This is a genomic window from Lactiplantibacillus nangangensis (genome assembly GCF_005405065.1).
Classification (GTDB): Bacteria; Bacillota; Bacilli; order Lactobacillales; family Lactobacillaceae; genus Lactiplantibacillus; species Lactiplantibacillus nangangensis.
This window is the reverse complement of the sequence record NZ_BJDI01000009.1, coordinates 96457-115484: the sequence shown is the minus strand read 5'-3', so window position 1 is coordinate 115484 and position 19028 is coordinate 96457. Positions and strand designations below refer to the sequence as shown.

Here is a 19028-nt window from a genome sequence, read left to right as displayed (position 1 = left end):
AAATCCCTCCTTACAGTTAACTGTATTATAACGCTAATAATCGCTGACGTAGGGCGGGGTCGACCGCGTACAAATAGAGTCCATAGCGGCCACGTTTCATGAGCACGTTGATGGAATTGAAAATGAGTTGTGACTTTAATGGCGTTAATTGCCCAAGGTCGTCTCGTTTTTTGAACGCTTCTTGGTCTTCGTAGCGTTCTGGGCGGACGATGATTGCATCACTCGCCGCATCGTAGCCAACGGATGGCCCTAAGATAACACCGGCGTAATTCAAATCGAAACCTTGAATTGTATAGATCGAGCCAACCTCATTGAGGGTTTCCGGTCGCAACGCCCATGGGTCATCCGTTAAATTAACTTTATCCCAAGGAATTTTAAGACTCCCGGCTGTCACGTACCAAGTCCCGTGATTGACGACATACGGAAAGTCCGCAGTCGCAATCAGACGTGACAGGGCCACTTGTTGGTCACGTTGCCGGATCAAGTCATACATCGGTTGACCATCGGCAAAAATTCGGAAGTCAAAGTTAGCATCTTGCGGTCGCGGCAAAAGTTGGCCTTGCGTGAACTGGTCGATCCAATTGATGACTGACGCATTGCCTGTGACTCGGAATTGTTCATCCAAGTTAAACGTCTGCTGCGGGTACTTGGCTAAGAACGGTGCGAGGTCACTCGTTTGCCAGTAACTTTTTAATTTCAAGACTTGGCGCGTATCGAAGACGAGCACCACCACACGGCACTGCTTGATGAGTTCGGTCAATTGATTTTGGCCGGTAAATTTATTGTAACGATCCGGTTGCGTCAGTAGGAGATGCGCTTCGTCAATGAAGACAACGTCAGCGGGGGTCGCCGTTTTGGCGAGCCGGTTGATCAGCGGCGTTGGTTTCTGGAAGTCCTTTTTCCGTAAATTTGGATCTTCGCCAGCAAGTCGCTTGTAAATTTTTAACATTTCGTTGTGGTTAACGACGAGATAATTTTCGGTCCCTTGTAAGTCGTTGGGTGTTTGACTCCGGCTCAAAGCTTGCAAACGACTAAAAGCGGCTGCTAAGACAGCACTTTTGCCGGTACCGGCATCGCCGTGAATGACGAATAAGCCAGTTTTTGGTTGTTGACGGTGTTCGCGAATAAAGGTTAGTAAAGTTTGTTCTAATTGTTGTTGGGCAGGCGATAAAGCGGCTTGATCCGCTAGCTTAAAGGTCGCCGCACTGAGTTCTATTGTCATCAAAAGCCCCCTAGGAGGCATTATAACGTAACTTAAATGCTAATTGAAATGATAATAGTTACAGCTGGTGGTAGAATGAAGCTAATCAACTTGATTGCGGGAGGCATATTATGAAGCTTGATTTTTCAGTGGCGGTGCACAGTCTGCTGTATTTAGACGCGCATCGGCCCAACAAAGTTTCCAGTCGTGAACTGGCCCAGTCGTTACATTTGAACCCCGTCATGATTCGAAATATTTTATCAGTTTTACATAAGCAGGGCTATCTGATCGGGACCGTTGGCAAAAATGGCGGTTACCAACTTGAAAAAACGCTGACTGAAATGAATTTGGGGGATTTATACGACCTGACGATTCCACCAACGCTGAGCTATGCCCGATTTATTACGGGTCATTCTGAAACGGATGATGAAGCTGATAGTTCACCGATTGCGGCCAACATTAGCGAGACACTGACTGATCTATTTACAGTCGCTGATCGCCAATATCGGGCTTATTACCATCAATTTACGATGGCGGATCTGAAACAGGATATTCAACACCATGGCACTTTTTTAGCAAAAGAACGTGGTTTAGATTCTTAAATAAAACTCCCGAGTGAGTTGCAAATTAAGGTGTCCGTGATTAAGAACCTTAATTTCAAACGGCTTTTCGGTTTGGGATTGTTAGTCACCACAAATGATGGTATCTTTTATGACATTAAATGTTACCGTCAATTTTCAGAGGGGGACTGGCAATGGAACCACGATTAGTTTTAATTCATGAAGAAGGTCGTTATCGGGAATTGTCCGAACAGCGCTTCTGGCTGGAATCAGCTGATTTCTGGGGCGTTGATGGGCGAGGTGATACCGTCAATGAAGCTGTGGGCAACTTTTTGACCAACTTGGTTCAATATTGTCGTGATTATTATCGGCGTGACTTGTGGCAATTGGATAATCGCCTGTTGCAGTTGGATCACGTGGATGCCGTCTTAGCTTATGCGAATGCCGGTAAATCACCAGCGCCACTCTTCTTATTTAAAGTTGTGACAGCCGCGCGGGGTCTCGCTTCAGCGTAATATTGAGAAATTCTTAACCAAGGCTTCACACTTCCACAACAATCCTGCGATACACTAGGCGTTATAATGATAACCGTAATCTATTGGAGGGTTGTTGGATGGATTTAAATAAGATTTATCAATTAATGGACAAATTTGAACAAAGTAGTTTAACCAATTTTGAGTATCGTGACCAAGAATTTGAAATTCAACTAGGTAAAAAAGGGCACGGCAAACCGGTTGTGTCGACGCAACCAGCACCAATGCCCAATGTCCCTGCTGACAAGGTCACACCAGTGGCACCGAAACTAGAACCAGTTGGGAGCTCGCCAGTGAGTTCCGAGGCGACCCCAACCCCAATGAGCACACCGGCATCAACTGAAACTGAGATTGATCCGGCTGATTGCATCACGGCCCCCGTGGTCGGGATGTTTTATCAGGCGCATTCTTCAGAGGAAACGCCATATGTCAGCGTTGGTGATCATGTCAGTGTGGGTCAGCAAGTTGGCTTGATTCAAGCGATGCAAATGATGCGGCCAGTCGTTGCCAAGCAAGCCGGTCAAGTGAAGACTTTGCTTGTTAAAAATGGTGACGAGGTCAACTTCGGCCAACCATTAATTCAATTAATTCCAGATACACCAAGTGATATTTAAGTTTTGCGAGCTTTCAACAATTAAAGTTGAAGGCTCTTTTTTTTGATGTTTTCAGGGCAAACAAAAACCGCCCCATCAAGTTGATGAGGCGGTCCATGAAAGGCGTTGCCTTAAGGCCTAGTTATGTCGACGATTCAGGACGGCTTTACCAAGTCCGAGGACTAAGCCACCAAGTGCTAAGAGCACAACGCCAGCGGTTGCGGCGCGATTGGTTGACTGTTCATTCGTTTGTGGTAATTGATCCAGAGTAGCATCCGCTTGACCGTTGACTTGTTTAGCAGCAGTCTTCAGGCTAACTTTCTTGGCTGATTTAGCTTGTGAGTTTGCCGGTGTGGTGCCGACTGGCTTAACTACAACGGTATCGCCTTCAGATTGATTAGTGTCGGGTTGCGGTTTGTGACCATTATTAATCGCATCACCGTCGCTATTTTCATCCGTATCAGTGCCGCTACCGTTGTTGTTATTGTTGCCAGCATCGGTATTGCCACCGCCATTATTGTCGGTGTCGCCAGTATCGGTATTACCGTTACCATTGTTGTTGTCACCGGTATCCGTATCGCCACCACCATTGCCGTCGGTGTCCGTACCGCCGTTGCCATTACCGTTGTCGCCATCACCATCGGTATCTTTAGCGGTAACCGTCACGGTGATTACTTTGGTGATACTGTCACCATTCGCATCGGTGTAGCTGTAGCTGACTTTGTAAGTGCCAGCGGTGTTCGGGTCAACGTTACCAGTGACGGTAATTTGGCTGAAGTCGAGTGCATCGCCATTTTCATCCGTCCCACTGACGAAGTTATCGGCTGGCTTCCAGCTATCGCCGGCGGTCAAATTAGAATCATTCACGTTCAGACTAGCTTTGTTAGTCACAACGACTGTAGCACTCGTGGTGTAGCTTTCGCCGGCCCGAGTGACGAAGCTGTAGGTTACGGTGTAAGTCCCAGGTTTCGTCAAGGAAGTGACCGTCTTGCCAGCTTCATCCGTGATAGCGATGGCTAAATCGCTGCCGCCGAGTTCGTTACCAGTGCCATCAGTGGCCTTTTTGACGTTCGTCGTTGGGTCCCAATTGCTGGTCGTTGAGATTTCCTTGTTGGTTTCGTTCAAGGTGATCCCGTAAACCACGACTTTGACGGTCTTCGAGATCGTTGCGCCGGTACTGTCCGTAAACGTGTAAGTGACATTGTAAGTGCCTGGTACGTTGGTGTTGACCGTGTCGCCACCGACCGTCACGTCTTTGAACGCCACGTTGGTCGTGCCATCTGCGTTGACGGCAGCGTTAAAGTTATCTTCGGCGTGCCAAGTGTCACCGAGTTTCAGCGTACTGTCGTTGGCGTCGATATTGGCATTGGTATCACTAACGGTGATTGTAATCGTTTGTGACGTTTCGTTGCCAGCGGCGTCCGTGTACGTGTAGGTGACCTTGTAATCACCTGGCTTGTTCGTGTTGACTGAGCCAGTGACGGTAATTTGGCTAAAGTCGAGGGCATCGCCATTTTCATCCGTCCCGTCGATGAAGTTATCTTTGGCATTCCAAGTCGAACCTGGTTTGACCGTTGAATCGACAACGTTAAGGGTCGCACCATTGGTAATTGTCACAGTAGCAGTCACGCTGTCATCAGCGCTAGTGTAAGTGATCGTATAGACCCCTGGCTTGGTTAAACTCGTGACCGTCTTGCCATCCGCATCCGTCATCGTGACGGTGACTTTAGCATCGGTGCCATCTGCGTTGACGGCTTGCTTGACATTAGTCATTGGATCCCAGTTGTTGGTCGTTGATAAGGTCTTGTCGGTTTCAGTTAACGTAATCCCGTAGACCACAACTTTAACGGTCTTAGAGATTGTTGCGCCAGTGCTATCCGTAAAGCTATAAGTGACGTTGTAAGTTCCTGGTACCTTTGTGTTAACGGTATCGCCACTAACTGTTACATCTTTGAAATCAACATTCGTCGTGCCATCGGCGTTAACTGCGCTGTTGAAGTTATCTTTGGCAGTCCAAGTGCTGCCAACTTTAACGGCACTGTCCGCAGCGTCGATGCTGGCGTTGCTGTCACTAACGGTGATTGTAACCGTTTGTGATGTTGGGTTGCCAGCGGCGTCCGTGTAGCTGTAAGTGACGTCATAGCTACCTGGCTTGTTAGTGTTAACGGTGCCGGAAACGGTGACTTGGCTGAAGTCGAGCGCGTCGCCATTTTCATCCGTCCCGCCGATGAAGTTATCTTTAGCGTTCCAAGTTGACCCTGGTTTGAGCGTTGACCCTTGAACGTCTAAACTAGCTTGACTGGTGACCGTAATAGTTGCCGTCGTCGTATAGCCATCAATGGCATAGGTGACCGTGTACTTGCCAGGTTTGCTTAAGTTTGTGACCGTCTTACCGTCAGCGTCTTGCATGGTGATGGTGACGTCAGCGGTTGTGCCATCGGTATTTACAGCTTGCTTGATATTCGTGGTTGGATCCCAGTTGGCGGTTGTTGAGAGCGTCTTGTCAGTGTCGTTTAAAGTAATCCCGTAAACAATGACTTTAACGGTCTTAGAAACCGTTGCGCCGGTCACATCAGTAAATGAATACGTGACATTGTAAGTGCCGGGAACCTTTGTATCGACAGTATCGCCAGAAATCGTTACCTTGTTAAATTCGATAGCAGTGGTGCCATTAGCATCGACTGCACTATTGAAGTTATCTTCAGCGCTCCAAGTGCCGCCAACTTTGACGCTACTATCTGAGGCATCGAGGCTAGCTTCACTAGCAGAAACCGTGACTGTGATTTTCTTCCAAGTGGCATTACCAGCGTCGTCCGTGTACGTGTAAGTGATGTCATAACTACCCGGTTTGGTCGTGTCAACTGAGCCAGAAACGGTCACTTTGCTAAAGTCGATGGTATCGCCGTTTTCGTCGCTTGCGCCGTTGAAGTTATCTTCGGCACGCCAAGTATTACCTGGTTTAACGGTACTATCACTAACATCTAGGCTAGCTTTGCTGGTAACCGTAACCGTTGCGGTCGTTGTGTAGCCATCAATCGCGTAGGTAACCGTGTAAGTTCCTGGTTTGCCTAAACTTGTGACCGTATTGCCATTGGCATCTTTCATGGTGACTGTGACGTCAGCGGTTGTGCCATCAGCGTTCACAGCTTGCTTGATATTTGTCTTTGGATCCCAGTTGGCGGTTGTTGAGAGCGTCTTGTCAGTGTCGTTTAAAGTAATCCCGTAAACAATGACTTTAACGGTCTTAGAAACCGTTGCGCCGGTCACATCAGTAAATGAATACGTGACATTGTAAGTGCCGGGAACCTTTGTATCGACAGTATCGCCAGAAATCGTTACCTTGTTAAATTCGATAGCAGTGGTGCCATTAGCATCGACTGCACTATTGAAGTTATCTTCAGCGCTCCAAGTGCCGCCAACTTTGACGCTACTATCTGAGGCATCGAGGCTAGCTTCACTAGCAGAAACCGTGACTGTGATTTTCTTCCAAGTGGCATTACCAGCGTCGTCCGTGTACGTGTAAGTGATGTCATAACTACCCGGTTTGGTCGTGTCAACTGAGCCAGAAACGGTCACTTTGCTAAAGTCGATGGTATCGCCGTTTTCGTCGCTTGCGCCGTTGAAGTTATCTTCGGCACGCCAAGTATTACCTGGTTTAACGGTACTATCACTAACATCTAGGCTAGCTTTGCTGGTAACCGTAACCGTTGCGGTTGTTGTGTAACCGTCAATGGTGTAGGTAACTGTGTAGGTTCCTGGCTTGCCCAAATTTGTGACGACTTTGCCATCAGCGTCTTTCATTGTTACCGTGACGTCGGCGGTTGTCCCATCAACATTTACAGCTTGTTTGATGTTCGCCGTTGGATCCCAGTTGGCAGTAGTCGACAATTCTTTTTCAGTTTCAGTCAAAGTAATCCCGTAAACAACGACTTTAACCGTCTTAGAAACTGTGGCCCCAGTCACATCAACAAATGAATATGTGACGTTATAAGTGCCAGGAATCTTGGTATTAACAGTGTCGCCAGAAACGGTTACCTTACTAAAGTCGATAGTAGTAGTGCCGTTTGCGTCAACAGCGCTATCAAAGTTATCTTCTGGGTTCCAACTGTCACCGACTTTGACGCTACTATCTGAAGCATCAAGGCTCGCTTCACTAGCGGAGACTGTGACGGTAATCGTCTTTGAAGTAACATTACCGGCAGCGTCTTTGTAAGTGTAAGTGATGTCGTAGCTGCCCGGTTTCTTGGTGTCAACTGAACCAGCGACTGTGACTTGACTGAAGTCGATTGCGTCGCCGTTTTCATCGGTTGCGCCGTTAAAGTTATCTTCGGCATTCCAAGTATTCCCTGGTTTAACGGTACCGTCGCTAACATCGAGACTCGCTTTGTTGGTAACGGTAACCGTTGCGCTAACCGAGTAAGTTTCAGCGGAGCGAGCACGGCTAGCAAAGGTATAAGTGACGGTATAAGTTCCCGGTTTACCAAGTGAAGTGACAACTTGACCATTTTCATCGGTGATGGTGATGATCAAATCACTACCAGCAAGTTCGTCACCATTGATATTAGTGGCCTTGTTGACGTTGCCAGCTGGTGTCCAGTCACTGGTAGTCGAAATTTCTTTGTTGGTGTTATTTAAGATAATCCCGTAAACAACGACTTGAATCGTCTTAGAAATCAGGTTACCAGCACTATCTTTGAAGCTGTAAGTGACATTGTAAGTGCCTGGAATTTTGGTATTCACGGTATCGCCAGCGACGGTTACGTGACTGAAATCAACGCTTGAACCATCCGTATCAACCCCGGTAAAGTTGGTGGCAGCGTCCCAGTTGTCGCCGAGTTCAACTGTTTTATCGGTCGTTTCGACTGCTGCGGTGCTGGCAGTTACGGTGACGGCAATCGTCTTAGAAATCGTGTTCCCAGTGACGTCGGTGTAGCTGTAAGTGACGTGATAAGTGCCTGGAACTTTGGTATTGACGGTGTCACCAGAGACGGTGACATCGGCAAAGGCTAAGTCGTTGCCGTAGTAGTCCTTAGCACCGGCAAAATTACCTTCAGCGTCCCAAGTAGCGTCTGGGCCAGCAACGAAGGCTGAATCGTTCGCATCCACGGTGGTCCCACTGGTAGCTAATTCACGGATGTAGGTTCCGGCAACGTTGTTAGCTAATAAGTCGCTAGAATTGTAGGTTTTCGTGTCATTGCTAATCCAGTTGCCAGAGTAGGTTGCATCGGCAGTTAAGTCAGGTAAGCCAGTATCACTGGACCATTTATTCTTAGTACCCAAGATGATCTTTTGTAGGTTGGTATTGGTTAACATGTTAGTGGTTGAAGTGACGTTGGACATATCCCAATTTGAGAAATCGAGAACTTTTAAGCTGCTAGTGCCCCAGAACATGAAGCGCATATCAGTCACTTTGCCAGTATTCCACTTTGAAACATCGAGGACAGTTAATGCCGCATCACCGTCAAACATGTCATACATCGTTTCAACGTTGCTGGTGTCCCAACCGGAAACGTCTAATGTCGTCAGACCGAAATCACCGACAAACATGCGACTCATGTTTGTGACGTTCCCAGTGTCCCAATTGCTAGTATTGAGCGTGGTCAAGGCTTCGCAATAAGCAAACATATTTTCCATGGTTGTCACTTTACTGGTATCCCAGTTTGTAACATCTAGCGCACCTAAGACCCAATTGCTATTGAACATAAAGCTCATATCGGTCACGTTGCTAGTATTCCATTTAGAAACATCCAGTGAAACTAATTTGTTATTGCCCCAGAACATATACGCCATGGTAGTAACGTTACTGGTATCCCATCCTGAAACATCTACAGAGGTTAGGCTTATGTCGCCATTAAACATGTTGCTCATGTTAGTGACATTACTTGTTTTCCAGTTGCTAGTATTGAGAGTGGTCAAGGCTTCATCGAAAGCAAACATGTTTTCCATGGTTGTCACTTTACTGGTATCCCAATTTGTGACATCCAATGCGCCCAGTACCCAGTTGCTGACGAACATAAAACTCATATCGGTGACGTTGCTAGTATTCCATTTTGAAACGTCCAAGGTGGTTAATTTATTAGCACCCCAGAACATGTAGCTCATATTAGTGACTTTGCCGGTATTCCAGTTGGAAACGTCGACTGTAACCAAATTGATTGCCCCATCGAACATGCTGTTCATGTCAGTGACTTGACCAGTATCCCATTTAGAAACGTCTAACGTAGTGAGGGCGCTTGCACTGTAGAACATATTGTTCATGTCAGTAACGTTACTAGTATTCCAGTTAGAAACATCTAGTGTTGTTAGCTTGAAATTTGAGTTGAACATCTGTGCCATGTTGGTCACTTTGCTGGTGTTCCAGTTAGAAACATCTAGTTTAGTGATAGCGCTTAGTGAATAAAATAAATAGCTCATGTCAGTGACATTGCCGGTTTGCCATTTGGAAACATCCAATGAAGTTAATGCCCAGTCACTACTAAACATATGGGCCATGTTGGTCACTTTGCTGGTATCCCAGTTTCCAATGGCTAAATTCTTAAGCACGGTTAAATTCATAAATGTTGAATTCATATTAGTGACATTGCTAGTATCCCACTTAGAAACATCGAGGCTGGTCAGTAATGGCATATTTCTAAAAGTAGAAGCTAGGTTGGTCACTTTACTAGTATTCCAGTTAGCGACATCTAGGGCAGTGATGCTGGTCAATCCATAAAATACATAACGCATATTGGTTACATTTGCCGTATCCCAATTGCCAACATTTAACACAGTAATGGCGCTATCACCATAAAACAAATAACTCATATCCGTGACTTGACTAGTTTTCCAATTTGAAACATCCAAAGCACTCAAGGCGCTATCGCCGTAAAATTGGTAACTCATATCAGTAACTTTACTAGTGTTCCAGCCAGAAACGTCTAAGGCTCTGAGCGCACTGTTGCCATAGAACATATAGCTCATTGTTGTAACGTTTCCAGTGTCCCAATTTGAGACGTCCAGTGACGCTAGATTCGTTGCGCCACGAAACATGTTTTTCATGCTAGTCACATTACTAGTATTCCAGCCACTGACATTTAAGCTTGTTAATTTGCTGGCTTTATAGAACATTGAGCCCATATTTTTAACTTTGCTAGTGTTCCATGTGCTGACATCAACTGTTGTTAAAGCCGCATCTTGATCGAACATGGAAGCCATATTGGTTACATTACTAGTATTCCAGCCAGATAAATTAAGTGAAGACAGGGCGGGCATGTTGTAGAAAGTGGCTTGCATGTTGGTAACCTTGCTGGTGTCCCAACTAGAAAGATCCAAGCTAGTTAATGACGTATTGTTGGCAAACATTGAGCGCATGTTAGTTACGCTACTTGTTTTGAAATTGTTTGTATTAGTGACTGATTTGACGTTGCTCATCCCATTAAAGAGGAACGAAGAATCAGCGGCTGCATTAACTTCACCTTCGAATACAATTGAAGTAATTTTATCAGCATAGTCAGACCAAGGATTTTTACCATCAGTATTGACAAAGGTACCTGCACCAATATGTAGGATGCCATTGCTATCGATACGCCACGTACTATCACCAAATGTGTTACTAGCGATATCATCAGTGACGGCTGCTCTTGCCGCCTTTACTTTGACAACTGGCGCAGCAGTTTTATTCTGGGTTGTAGCTGTTTTAGTAGGTGTTTCAGTGATTGTATCGTTAGGAGTAGTTTCATTAACAACCACTGAGTCAACTGAATCGTCATTAGTTGTGTTAGCTACATCTTCAGTTACTGGGTCTAAAGCTTGATGTTCATCGTTATTGGTCGTAGTGTCGGTGGTTGAACTGCTATTGTCATTGACTGTGTTAGTCAAATTGTTGTTTGAGTTTTGATCATCTTGAGTGTCTGCCGTTTGATGACTTTCTTGAGTATTAGTAGTCGTTTCAGTCTGATTAGTCGGTTTGTTGTCAGAATTGTTAACTGACGACGAATTATCCGTTGTTTCAGGTTCAGTAGTAGTTTTGTTAGCAGTTGTGGAGTCTACTGTACTGGCGTCTTGTTTAGTGGTGTCAGTTGTATTGGTAGCAGCAGGTTCATCAGATGAAGCGGTGGTTACTGTGGCTTTTGTGTCATCAGTCGCTGTTGAATCAGTAGTGTTTTTAGTAACTGCTTTATCAGCACCGCTGGTATCGGTTTCATTTTGTGCTACTTCATCAGTGGTCTTCGCAGCGGGCAGGACTGCCGTATGACTAGTCGTATCAACCGCCGAGGCAGTACTGATTTCAGTATTAGGCACAGTGGTCGTATCGGTGGTATCCGCATGCACATTTAGTGTATTAATTTGCCACGTAAAGGCGGCGATTCCGGCGAATACCCAGAAACGCCCCTTCTTATACATCTTGTAATGAACTTTTTTATCAGTTGGTTCTAGCATGATTAACACTCCCCATAAAATGTTTTGACTATTGATTAGTTATAGCAAGCAACTTAACAAACTGACTAAAACAGTTTGCCTAAATAGTTCCAGTCGAAGATTAACCTTGATCAGATTGTGTCAATTGCAATAATCTTTGATGGCGTTTTTTATTGTGGTGCTTAACTATCTATAAATTGTATTTTATAACAATATATTTATTTGTAAACATGCCAAAATAGGCCTAAGAACGTTGATATAAAAGTAATTAGGGAACGATATAAAATTGCCTAATAGGGGCTGACTTTTAAGATGAAACTTAGGCTACTCATGATATTTTAATGTAAAACATAGTTTGGTTTTATAAAATAAATTGTATTTTGAACAATTACTAAACTGCGAGCGTTCGTATAAGGGCTTGACGGAAATGACTAAAAATCAAGTGAAAGCACCTCAATTAAGAATTAATGTCTTAGGAAATAGTTCATATGAAATAACTTTATTAGTATGAATGATAAAATAGCTTATTTTTAATTGAACTAACTAATGATTTGGTTATGTTAATCATTTTGAACGTGAAATTAAAAATTTTACTTTTTTTAAAGATTACTGTTAATAAGACTGACTAACATAGTATGGCTTGGATGCAAATGTGGCTGGAAAGGTTGATGTGGCGGGAAAAGATGAAGTTAAGACGAGGGACTTGCCGATTATTGGTTAAATCAGCAAGTTGTGTCTGGCGATGAGGTAATTCTGACTAAATAATGGCTTGATATTAACTATTTTTTGGAAGGCGTGTCACAGGTTAAATAAAGTATTGAAAATGGATCAAAAATGGGAATGGCATTTTATTCTAGTGGCGTACTTTATGACTATCGTGGGTCATCCGCATGAAACGGACCGCTTTCGGTAAAAATGGCGTTAAATGAAAAGCGATTCAGCTAGCGTAAAAGCTAACTAAATCGCTTCATTCAAATTCAGTGAATTAGCCAATGGCGGCAATGGTCTCTAAGAACCAAGTGTTAAAGGCGCGTGCATCGATGTCGACGCATACTGTGGCGTTGGTTTTACCGTCATGGTAAGCGCCACGTGTATCACCAACGGTTTCGCCGTTAGCAGGGCCTTCGGTTTGAACGTCGATCCACATTTTTTCGGTGGTAAAAGCTTCTGGATGTAATAGGTAGAATAATGTATTAACATCATGCATTGGTAGCCCAGTTTTGTCGCCGTCACCGTAATGATTAAAGAGGGCGTGTAACATGGTTCCGGTGCGACCTAAAGTTGGCAACTTTTGCATGGTTTCCGGGGTCAACAAGGCTTTCATGGTGACATCAAGACCCACCATGGTAATTGGGACACCAGACTGATACATAATTTCCGCGGCATGCGGATCAGTGAACACGTTAAACTCGGCGGCACTAGTCATGTTCCCTTTACCAAGGGTCCCGCCCATCGCAATAATTTCTTTGATGTGGGCTTTGACTTCGGGATAAGTTTTGAATAGGAGCGCAATATTAGTATAAGCTCCCGTTGGCACTAGCGTAATCGGCTGTTCTGACTGCATGATGCGATCACGCAACGCTTCGACCGCCGTTTCTGGTAGTGGGTCCGCTAAATCGGTTGGAAAATCATAACCCGGCATGCCGGAAACGCCATGGATGCGGACGGCATCTTCAAATGGTTTGATCAACGGCTGCGGTGCGCCGCCAGCTACTGGCACCTTACTATTGAAGAAACGCGTTAACTTCAACGCATTTAAAGTCGTTTTATCGACGGTCACGTTACCGGCCACCGTGGTGATGAGTTCGAGGTCAAAATCGGGATGGTTCAAGGCGATGGTAATCGCTGCGGCATCGTCAATCCCTGGATCAGTATCCATAATAATTTTAGTTGGCATCAGAATTCCTCCAATAACAAGTTTAGTGAAAATCAGCACAGTCGAGCTTACGTCTATTTTAGCATATCATCATGCGTGAATCCGATTGCATTTCCGCGATGATTGCCGTAGCATGACATTAGTAAACTGACTTAATGGAGGAAATAAGATGGCAAAACCACGGGTAATCTTAATTACAGGCGCCTCTTCCGGAATTGGTAAAGCGACTGCCCTAAAGTTACAAGCACAAGGCAATATTGTGTACGGTGCCGCACGTCGAATCGAAAAGATGACGGATCTGGCGGCCGCTGGGGTCCACGTGTTAAAAATCGATGTCACGGATGAAAAGACGCTGATTGCGGCCGTTGAAACGATTCAAGCCGAACAACAGCGCTTAGATGTCTTAATCAACAATGCCGGTTATGGCTCATATGGTGCGCTCGAAGATGTCCCATTGGCAGAAGGTGAATATCAATTTAAAGTCAACGTGTTTGGGGTCATGCGGTTAACGCAACTCGTTTTGCCGATTATGCGTGCGCAGCATCGTGGCCGCATCATCAACGTTTCTTCAATTGGCGGTAAGATTTATCAGCCATTGAGTGCTTGGTACATGGGCACGAAACATGCGATTGAAGGGATGAGTGATGCGTTGCGGATGGAAGTGGCCCCCTTTGGCATTGATGTGTCGATCATTGAACCCGGCGGTATTAAAACCGAATGGGCGGGGATTGCCGAGAAAAAGTTGTTAGCAGTTTCTGGTGAGACGCCTTACCATGAACAAGCCGTCAAAGTGGGTGCGATGCTCTCGCTCTTCGATCAATTTGCTTCCAATCCTGGAGTGATTGCGAAGTTAATGGTCCGAGCAGTCAACGATGTTAAGCCGAAGACGCGTTACCACGCTGGTATGGGCGCTGGTCTATCGCTGACTGGCCGCAAATGGTTGTCTGATCGTCAATTCGATTGGGCCATGACAAAAGCGATCGATGGTGCCGCGACCTTATCGCGATTAGAACATCATGGTCAACGCGCTGGCAAGCGTCATTATCGTCATAATTAAATTAATACGCCGTACTTACCGACCGAATCCAGTCAGTAAGTACGGCGTATTTTGTTAGAATTGTTCTGCTAAGACATCAGTGACGCGGTAGCTAGCAAATTTGCTCAAGGCATCTAAAAAGGCTTTTAATTTTTCGCGCGAGGTGAAGGCACCCTCGATTAAATAATTCATTTCGCCGGTGGTTTGGTAGTGGTGCCGGATATCATTGCGATGCTCACGGATGAAAGTGAGGTAGGCGGTTTGCTTCGTTGCCAGGAGTTTCACTTGGATGAAGACTTGTAGCGGGTAACCGATTTGGGTGAGATCCGTTTCAATCGTGTAATTTTTAATGACGCCGGTCGCTTCTAAGTTAGCGATACGGGCGGCGACGGCTGGTGCGGTCAAATGGACCAGTTCGGCTAAATGATTCACTTTGATGCGACAATTCTGATTTAAGGCTTTCAAAATGGCCATGTCGGTTGGATCAATCATCAGGAACACCTTACTTTATAAAGTTTTAGCCCCGAAAGACTTTCTTTTTAAGCTTAACAGATTTTCAGGAAAACGTTAGACTATTTTAGTTGAAACTTTTAAAGTTACACTTATGCCAAAAACAAGAGCCTTTTACTGCGGTTTTGTGATTGGTTATGCTACGATAAAACACATTAAGGAAAGATCCGTGGGAGGTAAAAATGCAGACCTTGATTCAGACATTCATCACGCGTCGGGGCGATTTATTAACGGCGTTATGGCAACATTTGGGGATTTCAATCGCGGCGTTAGTGATTGCGATGGTCATTGCGATTCCGCTAGCGATTTGGGCTGTCCGGCGACCAAAGATGGCAGAAGGGTTATTACAATTGACTAGTGTCTTGCAAACCATTCCATCGCTGGCACTTTTGGGGTTATTGATCCCACTCGTTGGGATTGGAACGGTGCCCGCTGTCATCGCGCTAGTGATTTATGCGCTACTACCGATTTTCCAGAATACGTATTTAGGTATTTCGGAAATTGACGATTCCATTGAAGAAGCCGCAGATGCGTTCGGGATGTCGCGGATGCGCAAGTTGTTCAAAGTTGAAATTCCGATTGCGCTCCCCCAAATTATTTCTGGGATTCGAACCGCGTTAGTCCTAATCATTGGGACCGCCACGTTGGCGGCGCTAATTGGTGCCGGTGGCCTGGGGACGTTTATCATGTTAGGGATCGATCGGAACAACACGCCGCTGCTGCTGATTGGGGCCATTTCGTCAGCGTTGCTAGCGATTGTCTTATCAGCCTTGGTGCGCTGGTTCCAAACGGCCAAGCCAAAACAAGCGTTGACGGTATTTGCGGTCATTGTTGCCTTACTCGGCGGCGGTGGCGCATACAGCCTCTATGCGAGTCGCACGGAGACCATCACGATTGCTGGTAAATTGGGCTCAGAGCCTGAAATCCTCATTAATATGTACAAAGAGTTAATTGAAGCGAGTGACGCACATGTCAAAGTCGCATTGAAGCCTAATTTTGGGAAGACGACGTTCCTCTTCAGTGCACTCAAACACAATCAAATTGATATTTATCCAGAATTTACGGGTTCGGTGTTGGAAACTTTAGTTAAAGGTAACAATCCGAAGTCGATGACCGCTACTGAAACTTACAAATTGGCCAAACAGCGGCTGGCTAAACAAGATGATTTATCATTATTGAAGCCCATGGCCTATAACAATACTTATGCGTTGGCGGTCACAAAGCAGTTCAAACAAGAACATCACTTGAAGACGATTAGTGATTTAACCCAAGTGGATTCCTTGTTGAAACCTGGGATGACGCTCGAATTTATCGACCGTGATGATGGCTTGAAAGGGTTGAAAAAAGCTTACGGCCTTGATGTCACCGCCAAATCGATGGAACCGGCGCTACGCTACGAAGCGATTAGCAAAGGCCGCATCAATTTAGTTGATGCTTATTCGACGGATAGTGAGTTACGCCAATATAATCTGGCTATTTTAAAGGATGACAAACATTTCTTCCCAACTTACCAAGGGGCGCCACTGATGTCGACGAACTTTGCGAATAAGCATCCGCAAGTCGTCAAAGCGTTGAATAAGTTAGCGGGCAAGATTTCAGAAACTGATATGCAAGAAATGAATTATGAAGTGAACGTTAAGAAAGCATCTGCGGCGACCGTGGCGCACAAGTATTTAGTGACCCACGGGTTATTGGAAGGAGGCAATTAGGATGACGACAGCGATTGAATTTAAACACGTTAAAAAAGATTTTCATGGCAATAATGTCATCCCAGACCTCAACCTCAGCGTTAACCAAGGTGAGTTGTTTGTTTTGGTAGGCACTTCGGGTAGTGGTAAAACAACTTCCTTAAAGATGATCAACCGCTTGGAACCGTTGACGGCGGGGCAGATCTTGGTCAATGATCAGGATACGACCACAGTCCCGGTTCGCGACTTGCGTTGGAATATGGGCTATGTCTTGCAACAGATTGCCTTATTTCCAACCATGACAGTCGCGCAAAACATTGCTGTGATTCCTGAAATGAAGGGCACCCCTAAAAAAGAGATTGCCCAAACAATTGATGAGCTATTAGCCGAAGTCGGCTTAGATCCTGAAGTTTATCGCAATCGGATGCCGGATGAGCTGTCTGGCGGGGAACAGCAACGGATCGGAATTCTGCGCGCGATTGCATCGAAACCATCAATCGTCTTAATGGACGAGCCGTTCAGTGCGTTAGACCCTTTATCACGTCAACAGTTACAGGATTTAGTTTTGTCATTACATCAACGTTATGAGAATACGATCGTCTTTGTGACCCATGATATGAGTGAGGCATTGAAGCTGGGTGATCGCATCGGGGTCATGCGGCACGGCGAGTTATTGCAAGTGGCTACGCCGAGTGAAATTGCACAACATCCGGTCAACGACTTTGTCCGGGACTTCTTCAGCGCCAGTCGTGCGAAGAATATATATGATATTTATGTTGGTCGCGTCGGTTTAGTGCAGGGTTATTTAAAACAAAAGCCAGCGGTCGCAGCCGGACGGATTCAAACCTTAGACGCAGAAGCCACGTTACGAACAGCCTTTGAGGCCTTAACAACGCACGATTATTTGGCTGTGACGGATGATCGTGTTGTGCAGGGGTATTTGGACCGGCAAACTGTGATGGGTTATTTGAGTGAACATGAAAATGATGAGAGCGTGAGCTGAGCCGAGCTTAGCAGTGGTCACTTAGCGTAGCAAGCGGAACTCTCAGGCTCAGCGAACGCGTTTCGGGGATCAAGCTAAGGAAAACTACTGACAAAAGTTAGGACGTGTCCTCAGTTTTCCATAGCACACAACAAAAGAATCAGGAGGAATTTCAATCATGTCAAAGCAATATGATGTTATCGTCATTGGCGGTGGCCCCGCAGGAACTGCCATGGCTAGTGGGTTGAAGGCCCAAGGAAAGTCAGCTTTGATTGTGGAATCAGATTTGTGGGGCGGCACTTGTCCAAATCGTGGTTGTGATCCGAAGAAGATTTTGTTGAGTGCGGTCGAAGCGAAACAGGCAGCCACTAATTATCAGGGTCATGGCTTAGCTGGTGTGCCAGCGATTGATTGGCCAGCCCTGATGACGACGAAACGTGGCTATACGGATGGCATCAATGATGGCACTTTAGGTGGCTTGAAGTCGCAACAGATCGATACCTTACACGGTCAAGCTTATTTCCGTGCGGATGGTGAATTGACGGTTGACGGTGACGTCGTGACTGGGACCGATGTTGTGATTGCGACTGGTCAACGGCCGAATATTCTTCCAATTGACGGGCATGAGTATTTTAAAACCAGTACGGACTTTTTAGATTTAGACGCAATGCCTAAACGCGTGACCTTTGTCGGCGGCGGTTACGTTGGTTTTGAACTGGCAACAATTGCGCGGGCCGCTGGGGCAGAAGTTCACCTGATTCATCATAATGACCGTCCACTGAAGAATTTTGATCCGGAACTGGTTAAAGCGCTCATGGCTAATTTGACTGCCCAAGGAATCACGTTTGACTTGAACGTTGATCTTAAACAAATCACTAAAACCGCAGATGGGTTACATTTGACTGATGACCATGATTTTGCGTTAACCACTGATTTGGTCATCTGTTCAGCTGGTCGACTTCCGAATGACGATCAATTGGGTTTGGAAAATGTGGGCGTGGCTTATGGTCGCCACGGGATTAAGGTCAACGATCATTTGCAAACGGCCAATGCGCATATTTATGCCATCGGCGATGTGAGTGATACGCCAGTGCCTAAGTTAACGCCATTAGCTGGGTATGAGGCCCGTTATTTGACTGGTGAACTGGTTAAATCTGGCGCGCCGATTAGTTATCCAGTGACGCCAACCCAAGTCTACGCGTCACCGAAATTAGCGGAAGTCGGTGTCACCACGGCTCAAGCAGCGACGGAACCGGACAAATATCGCGTGACTTCATTAGATATGACCAAGTGGTTTACTTATTATCGTCTCCAAACACGACAGGCTTTGGCCAAAGTCGTGGTTGAGTCGCAAACTGGTCTCATTGTGGGGGCCAGTTGTTTGAGTGAGATTGCGGATGAGATGATCAACTATTTGACGCTCTTGATTCAAAAGCAGATCAGTTTAGCCGAAATGCAAAAGCTAGTAGTGGCCTATCCAACGCCGGCGAGTGACTTACAATATTTATATTAAACTTGTGATTTAAAAGTGGGACTGGTTATCAACAATCGTTGTTGATAGTTAGTCTCACTTTTTAGCCTAAGCCAATAATTTCGGTGTCGTTTTGGGTATAAGTGGACTTCAGAATGGACTTAATAGTGAACCATTCTAT

General features: G+C 45.6%; 11 protein-coding genes. 7 read left to right on the top strand and 4 right to left on the bottom strand.

Annotated elements, in window-relative coordinates; genetic code table 11:
* Positions 1-25: 25 nt before the first annotated feature.
* On the bottom strand, positions 26-1222 hold the full coding sequence (locus tag FFM70_RS08910; RefSeq protein ID WP_137616501.1) for a DUF2075 domain-containing protein: 1197 nt from the start codon (positions 1220-1222) through the stop codon (positions 26-28).
* 110 nt (positions 1223-1332) lie between these two features.
* Here FFM70_RS08910 and FFM70_RS08905 point away from each other — a divergent pair, with 110 nt between their 5' ends.
* The 3 genes from FFM70_RS08905 to FFM70_RS08895 all read left to right on the top strand — a co-directional run bounded on the left by FFM70_RS08905 (position 1333) and on the right by FFM70_RS08895 (position 2908).
* A complete protein-coding gene (locus FFM70_RS08905; RefSeq protein ID WP_137616500.1) occupies positions 1333-1803 on the top strand; it encodes an RrF2 family transcriptional regulator in 471 nt (156 codons plus the stop codon).
* Between the two features lie 152 nt (positions 1804-1955).
* Positions 1956-2276 (top strand): hypothetical protein, encoded by a 321-nt coding sequence (locus FFM70_RS08900; protein ID WP_223877467.1) that lies wholly within the window; start codon positions 1956-1958, stop codon positions 2274-2276.
* Between the two features lie 98 nt (positions 2277-2374).
* On the top strand, positions 2375-2908 hold the full coding sequence (locus FFM70_RS08895; protein ID WP_137616499.1) for an acetyl-CoA carboxylase biotin carboxyl carrier protein: 534 nt from the start codon (positions 2375-2377) through the stop codon (positions 2906-2908).
* A 117-nt stretch (positions 2909-3025) separates the two neighbouring features.
* On the opposite strand, the gene FFM70_RS08890 is transcribed toward FFM70_RS08895, so the two are convergent.
* Positions 3026-11305, bottom strand: coding sequence for a BspA family leucine-rich repeat surface protein (locus tag FFM70_RS08890; RefSeq protein ID WP_137616498.1), 8280 nt, complete (start codon positions 11303-11305; stop codon positions 3026-3028).
* A 964-nt stretch (positions 11306-12269) separates the two neighbouring features.
* Entirely contained in the window at positions 12270-13181 is a 912-nt protein-coding gene (gene rihC, locus FFM70_RS08885; RefSeq protein WP_137616497.1) for a ribonucleoside hydrolase RihC, read from the bottom strand.
* Between the two features lie 148 nt (positions 13182-13329).
* On the opposite strand from rihC, the gene FFM70_RS08880 reads away from it, so the two are divergent.
* On the top strand, positions 13330-14217 hold the full coding sequence (locus FFM70_RS08880) for an oxidoreductase (RefSeq protein ID WP_137616496.1): 888 nt from the start codon (positions 13330-13332) through the stop codon (positions 14215-14217).
* 54 nt (positions 14218-14271) lie between these two features.
* Here FFM70_RS08880 and FFM70_RS08875 read toward each other — a convergent pair whose 3' ends face one another.
* Positions 14272-14688, bottom strand: coding sequence for an Lrp/AsnC family transcriptional regulator (locus FFM70_RS08875; protein WP_137616495.1), 417 nt, complete (start codon positions 14686-14688; stop codon positions 14272-14274).
* Between the two features lie 200 nt (positions 14689-14888).
* On the opposite strand from FFM70_RS08875, the gene FFM70_RS08870 reads away from it, so the two are divergent.
* The 3 genes from FFM70_RS08870 to FFM70_RS08860 all read left to right on the top strand — a co-directional run bounded on the left by FFM70_RS08870 (position 14889) and on the right by FFM70_RS08860 (position 18889).
* Positions 14889-16415, top strand: a complete 1527-nt coding sequence (locus tag FFM70_RS08870; protein WP_137616494.1) for an ABC transporter permease/substrate-binding protein — start codon at positions 14889-14891, stop codon at positions 16413-16415.
* A gap of 1 nt (position 16416) precedes the next feature.
* Entirely contained in the window at positions 16417-17397 is a 981-nt protein-coding gene (locus tag FFM70_RS08865) for an ABC transporter ATP-binding protein (protein ID WP_137616493.1), read from the top strand.
* Positions 17398-17554: 157 nt separating this feature from the next.
* Entirely contained in the window at positions 17555-18889 is a 1335-nt protein-coding gene (locus FFM70_RS08860; protein WP_137616492.1) for a dihydrolipoyl dehydrogenase family protein, read from the top strand.
* Positions 18890-19028: the final 139 nt, after the last annotated feature.